A 5,670-nucleotide genomic window follows, 5' to 3' on the forward strand; every position below is an offset into this window, starting at 1 on the left:
TCTATTCTATTCTTTTTGTCATGATCCGGTGCGCAGCGAGATGTACACTGGATGGGTCGTCGGCAGAGTCAGATGTGTATAAGAGAAACAAATAAGACACTGCCTAGAGCCTGCTTGAATTTCACACGAAGATATGTTTCCGGGCTTCTTTGACTGAAAACGGGTGTAGGAAAGTGTCCGGAATGATCAGAAAAATGTCCGAGTGTCCGATATCGGGCGGACAAGTGTCCGATATCGGACACTTCGATTTTGCCAACTATCTAAATTTCAACATCTTCACTTTTTGGCACGGTATTGGCACAGTTAATCAATGAATACAGCTATTTATCTATGGACAGAGAGATTCCCAAAGAAGTATTGCGCCGCGAGCGCCGCAACCTTATCATCAAATGGAGCGCGGCAGGCATAGCCGTGATAGTGGCTATAATTGTGCTGCTGTCGATGATGCGCCGAAGCGTCAATGCCGCCGACCTCACATTCTCCATCGCCGACGTGGGCACGATCGAAACTTCGGTCAACGCCTCGGGCAGAGTGGTGCCGGCTTTCGAAGAGATCATCAACTCGCCGATATCCACTAAGATCGTGGAGGTGTACAGCACCGAGGGCGACAGCGTTGCCGCCGGCACTCCCCTGCTCCTGCTCGACCTTCAGTCGGCTCAGGTGGAGGTGGACAAACTCAACGACGAACGCCGCCGCATGACCTATCAGCTCGAACAGCAGCGTCTGGCCAACCACACCTACCTGTCGTCGCTCGAGATGCAGCTTAAGGTAAAGGAGATGGATGTCAACCGCAAGCGCGTGGAGGTGGTCAACGAACGTCGTCTCGACTCCATCGGCTCCGGCACCGGCGAGAAGGTGCGTGAGGCCGAACTCGCCTACCGCACCGGAGTGCTTGAGCTTGAGCAGCTGCGCCAGCAGCTTGTCAACGACCGCCAGGTGAAGGACGCCGAGCTGAAGATGAAGCAGATCGAGATCGACATCTTCGAGAAAAACTATGCCGAGAAGATGCGCACCCTCAACGATGCCCGCATTCTGGCGCCCCGCCCCGCCACACTGACCTATATCAACAACAACATAGGCCAGCAGATAGGCCAGGGCGAGAAGGTGGCCGTGATCTCCGACCTGAGCCATTTCAAGGTCGACGCCGAGATAGCCGACTCCTACGGCGACCGCGTAAGCCCCGGAGCGCACGCCAAGGTGCGTCTGGGCAAGACCCAGCTCGACGGCCACGTGAGCAGCGTCACCCCGCTGTCGAAAAACGGTGTGATATCCTTCACGATAATGCTCGACGACGACGACAACCAGCGGCTGCGCTCGGGTCTGCGCACCGACGTGTTCGTGATGTGTGACATCAAGGACGAGGTGCTGCGCATAGCCAACGCCCCGTTCTTCAAGGGACCGGGTGTCTACGACCTCTTCGTGGAGAGCTCCGACGGCGAGCTTGAGAAGCGTCAGGTGAAGCTCGGCGACTCCAACTACGAATACGTGGAGGTGGTGAGCGGCCTGAAGAAGGGGGAGCGTGTGGTGGTGAGCGACATGAGCAACTTCGCCAAATCCGAGCGCCTGAAACTGAACAAATAAAAACCATTAGAAAACATATATACTATGCTGAAACAATTCATCTATGAGCTGAAGAGCGAGCCGGTGGTCACATGGGTGACCATCACCGGCACGGCACTGGCCATATTCCTGATCATGACGGTGGTGATGATGCAGGAGGTCAAGACCGCCCCCTACTCTCCCGAAAGCCACCGCGACCGTATGCTTCACTGGGGAAGCATGTCGATAACACATGCCGACTGGGGCGACGGGACGTCGAACGGCCCGATGAGCTACTGGGCCTACCAGAACATCATCGAGCCGCTTGAATCGGCCGAAACCTCGACCGCATACGCGTGCATGACCACCACCCACTCGGCGGCTCTGCGCGACCACACTCCGATCAAAGTAGACATACTGCCTACCGACCACCGTTTTTTCGACGTGTTCGACCTGCAGTTCACAGCCGGAAAGCCCTACGACCAGGCTCAGTTTGAAAGCAGCCAGGCTCTGGCCGTGATGACCGAGTCGACCGCCCGGCAGCTCTTCGGATCAGCCGGAGCGGATCTGATCGGAAGCGAATTTCTCATCGACCTCGCCCCCTACCGCCTCATAGGCATAGTCAAGGATGTATCGCCACTGGCCGATCACGCCTACAGCCAGTTATGGGTGCCGCTGACAGCCACCTCGCTGCTGAAGGACACCTGGAACGACAACTACATGGGCATGCTGTCGTCGACGATACTCGCCCGCGACAAGAGCGACTTCCCGGCCATACTCGCCGAGCTCGACAAGATCAAGGCCAGCGTCAACACTCAGATGAAAGCCGGCAACGGCTACCAGTATGTGTGGCGCAACCGCCCGTACACCACCGAAAAGGACGCTGTGGGCAGGTGGGCCAACGTAGAGCCTGACCTGAAGCAGGCACGGCGCTCGCGTCTGATGGTGTATCTGATACTTCTCATCGTGCCGGCCATCAACCTCAGCTCGATGACCCAGAGCCGCGTGAAGCGCCGCATGTCGGAGATAGCCGTGCGCCGCTCCTACGGCGCCACCCGCAGCGGCATCCTCGGCTCCCTGATCATGGAAAACCTGTCGATGACTCTCATCGCCGGCCTGATCGGATTCGGTCTGTCGGTGGCGTTCGCCCTGCTGCTGGCTCCGTCGCTGTTCAACCAGGGCATGAGCGCCACAAGCGCCCCGACTACGGCCTCGCTGCCGATGCTTCTCCACTGGTCGACCCTCGGCATGGCTCTGCTCTTCTGTTTCATCCTCAATCTGCTCTGCACCGGTGTGCCCGCATGGCGCGCTTCGCGGGCGAGCATCGTAAACTCACTTTAACGTCATGAAAAAGAAACTACTCCGACAGATGCTCAACGAGTGGCGCACCAACGTGTGGCTTGCCCTCGAATTCCTGGTGGTCAGCGTTGTGCTGTGGTATATCTGCGACTACTTCTATGCGAGCATGCGCACATATTTCGCCCCTCTGGGCTTTGAATACGACCACTGCTACGAGCTGACAATGTATGACATACCCGAAACCAGCCCGGAATACCGACCGGAATACGCCAACGACTCGGCTCAATCCGAAGCCTTTCGGGAAATACTGCGCCGCCTCAAGCAGATGCCCGAAATAGAGGCCGCCGCCTACTCCAACAACGCGCGCCCCTTCAACGGCTCCAACTCCGGCATCACCATGGGCTACGACAGCGTCACCGGCAACGCCCTGCGCCGCTTCGCCACGCCCGACTTCCCCATCATATACCGCTATCGCGGAGCCAACGGCGAGAGTCCCGAGGAACTTGCCGCACAGCTCGAGGAGGGCAAAATGCTGCTTTCGGACAACTTCTTCTCGTCAAGTTCGCGCGAGCCTCTTCCGTCGGTCAGGGAGCTGAAGGACGCAGGCAAGAAGATACACTATGTCGACTACAAAATCAACGGCGAGCATCCCGAAGCACAGATAGGATCGGCTCTCGTACCGGTGAGATACGACGAATTCAGCGACTGGAGCGCCTTCGCGCTGCAGGATGTGTGCCGCGACGGCTTCCACCCCGACAAGGCTATGGTGTGGTACTACAACGAGCTGACCGTCAGAGTGCGTCCGGAGCATGACCACGACATTGCCGCGAAACTGATGGCAGCCGCCCCCGACTATCTCCATGTGGGCAACAATCTGCTGACCAACGTCAGCTCACTCGACGACATAAGGCGCAACTTCCAGCGCTCCACCACCACCCAGCTACGCAACTATTCCGCAGGCATGGGATTCATGATGATCAACATATTCCTTGGCCTGCTGGGCACCTTCTGGTTCCGCACACAGCAGCGCGTCAACGAGATAGCCATACGCCGCGTGAACGGCGCCACCCGCCGCGGCATCTTCGGCCGGCTCATCGGCGAGGGAGTCCTGCTTCTGGCTCTGGTGACCCCGCTGGCCGTGGCGGCCGACTGCCTGCTGACGCACTACGACATCTGCGCATACTACGGGGCGCATCATTCGACGGCTCTTCGCATAGCCGTCTGCGCCGGCACATCGTTCGTACTGATGGCGCTGATGGTCATTGCCGGAATATGGTTTCCCGCCCGCCGCGCGATGCGCATCGAGCCGGCCCAGGCCCTATCGATCGACAACTGATCAGACATTATCACACAACAATATTAAAAAACAAATAAAACCTCTACAATATGGCAATCATCAATCTCCAGAACGTCAACAAGATCTATCGCACCAACGACATCGAGACCGTGGCTCTCGAAAACGTGAATCTCGAAGTGGAAAAGGGCGAGTTCATATCCATCATGGGTCCCTCGGGCTGCGGCAAATCGACGCTGCTCAACATCATAGGCCTCCTCGACAGCCCCACTTCGGGCAGCGTGGAGCTGTGCCAGACCATGACCGGCACGATGAAGGACCGCGAACTGGCGGCGTTCCGCAACCATAATCTGGGCTTCGTGTTCCAGAGCTTCCACCTGATACCGTCGCTCAACGTGATGGACAATGTGGAGCTGCCGCTGATCTACCGCAGCCACGTGAGCGACAAGGAGCGTAAGCAGATGGTGCGCGAGGTGCTCGACCGCGTTGGACTTTCCCACCGTCTGCGCCACATGCCCGCACAGCTCTCGGGCGGACAGTGCCAGCGCGTGGCCGTGGCCCGCGCCATTGTGGGCAATCCTGAGATAATCCTTGCCGACGAGCCGACCGGCAACCTCGACTCGAAGATGGGCGCCGAGGTGATGGACATACTCCACCGCCTGAACAAGGAGGATGGCCGCACCATAGTGATGGTGACCCACAATGAGGACCAGGCACGCCAGACCGACCGCATAGTGCGCTTCTTCGACGGCCACCAGATCTGATCCGCCCCACATAAAAGACCTGCTACACATGAAACAAATATGGTATGAACTGAAGTCGCAGCCGGTCATCTCGGCGGTGACGGTCATCGGCACGGCGCTGGCGATGTTCCTGATCATGGTGGTGGTGATGCTCCATCAGGTGACGGTGATAGACCTCGCTCCCGAAACGAAACGCAGCCGCACGCTCTACATGGGGCGCGGCATCCTCGAAGGATTCGGATCAAACGAGAATGTCATACAGAGCAATCTGTCGACAGCCATAGCCGCCGAACTGACCGAATCGCTGGAGGAGGCCGAGGCGACGAGCATCTACTGCCCGTATGTGTCGAGAGCACTGGCCAACACCGAGGGGAATCCCACCTTCGCTGCCGACGCCAAGCGCGTGGATGACGGTTTCTTCCGCATCATCGACCTGGAATTCATAGCCGGCAAGCCGTTTGACCGCGCCGATATAATGTCGGATCTGCGCAAGGTGGTGATCACCGAATCGGTGGCGCGTCAGGCTTTCGCGAGCGACGGCGCTGACGTGATAGGCCGCACGCTGCTGATCGACGACGTGCCGCAGGAGGTGGCGGGCGTGGTGGCCGACGTGTCGCCGGTGACCGACGTGGCCTACGCCCAGATATGGATGCCCGTGAGCCTTACAGCGCCCACAGCATCCTGGGGAAACCCCAACATGGGCGACATGCGCACGCTGAGAGTGCCCCCGCCGGGGCACGACGAAGCCCTGAAGGCCCAAGGCCACCGCCCCAGGACCGGAAGCAAAAACCGAGT

At 58.6% G+C, this 5,670-nt stretch carries 5 protein-coding genes; all 5 read left to right on the top strand.

The features are described 5' to 3' along the window. Nucleotides 1–330: 330 nt before the first annotated feature. Nucleotides 331–1,581, top strand: coding sequence for an efflux RND transporter periplasmic adaptor subunit (locus tag C5O24_RS10270; protein ID WP_107036628.1), 1,251 nt, complete (start codon nucleotides 331–333; stop codon nucleotides 1,579–1,581). A gap of 24 nt (nucleotides 1,582–1,605) precedes the next feature. After that, nucleotides 1,606–2,880, top strand: coding sequence for an ABC transporter permease (locus C5O24_RS10275; protein WP_107036629.1), 1,275 nt, complete (start codon nucleotides 1,606–1,608; stop codon nucleotides 2,878–2,880). A gap of 4 nt (nucleotides 2,881–2,884) precedes the next feature. Then, nucleotides 2,885–4,174: an FtsX-like permease family protein gene (locus C5O24_RS10280; RefSeq protein WP_107036630.1), complete on the top strand. Its 1,290-nt coding sequence runs from the start codon at nucleotides 2,885–2,887 to the stop codon at nucleotides 4,172–4,174. 50 nt (nucleotides 4,175–4,224) lie between these two features. Beyond that, a complete protein-coding gene (locus tag C5O24_RS10285) occupies nucleotides 4,225–4,896 on the top strand; it encodes an ABC transporter ATP-binding protein (RefSeq protein WP_202613089.1) in 672 nt (223 codons plus the stop codon). A gap of 28 nt (nucleotides 4,897–4,924) precedes the next feature. After that, nucleotides 4,925–5,670 (top strand): ABC transporter permease (locus C5O24_RS10290; protein ID WP_161553877.1); only part of this gene is annotated, 746 nt, incomplete at its 3' end.

The sequence above is a fragment of the Paramuribaculum intestinale genome, assembly GCF_003024925.1.
Lineage (GTDB): Bacteria > Bacteroidota > Bacteroidia > Bacteroidales > Muribaculaceae > Paramuribaculum > Paramuribaculum intestinale.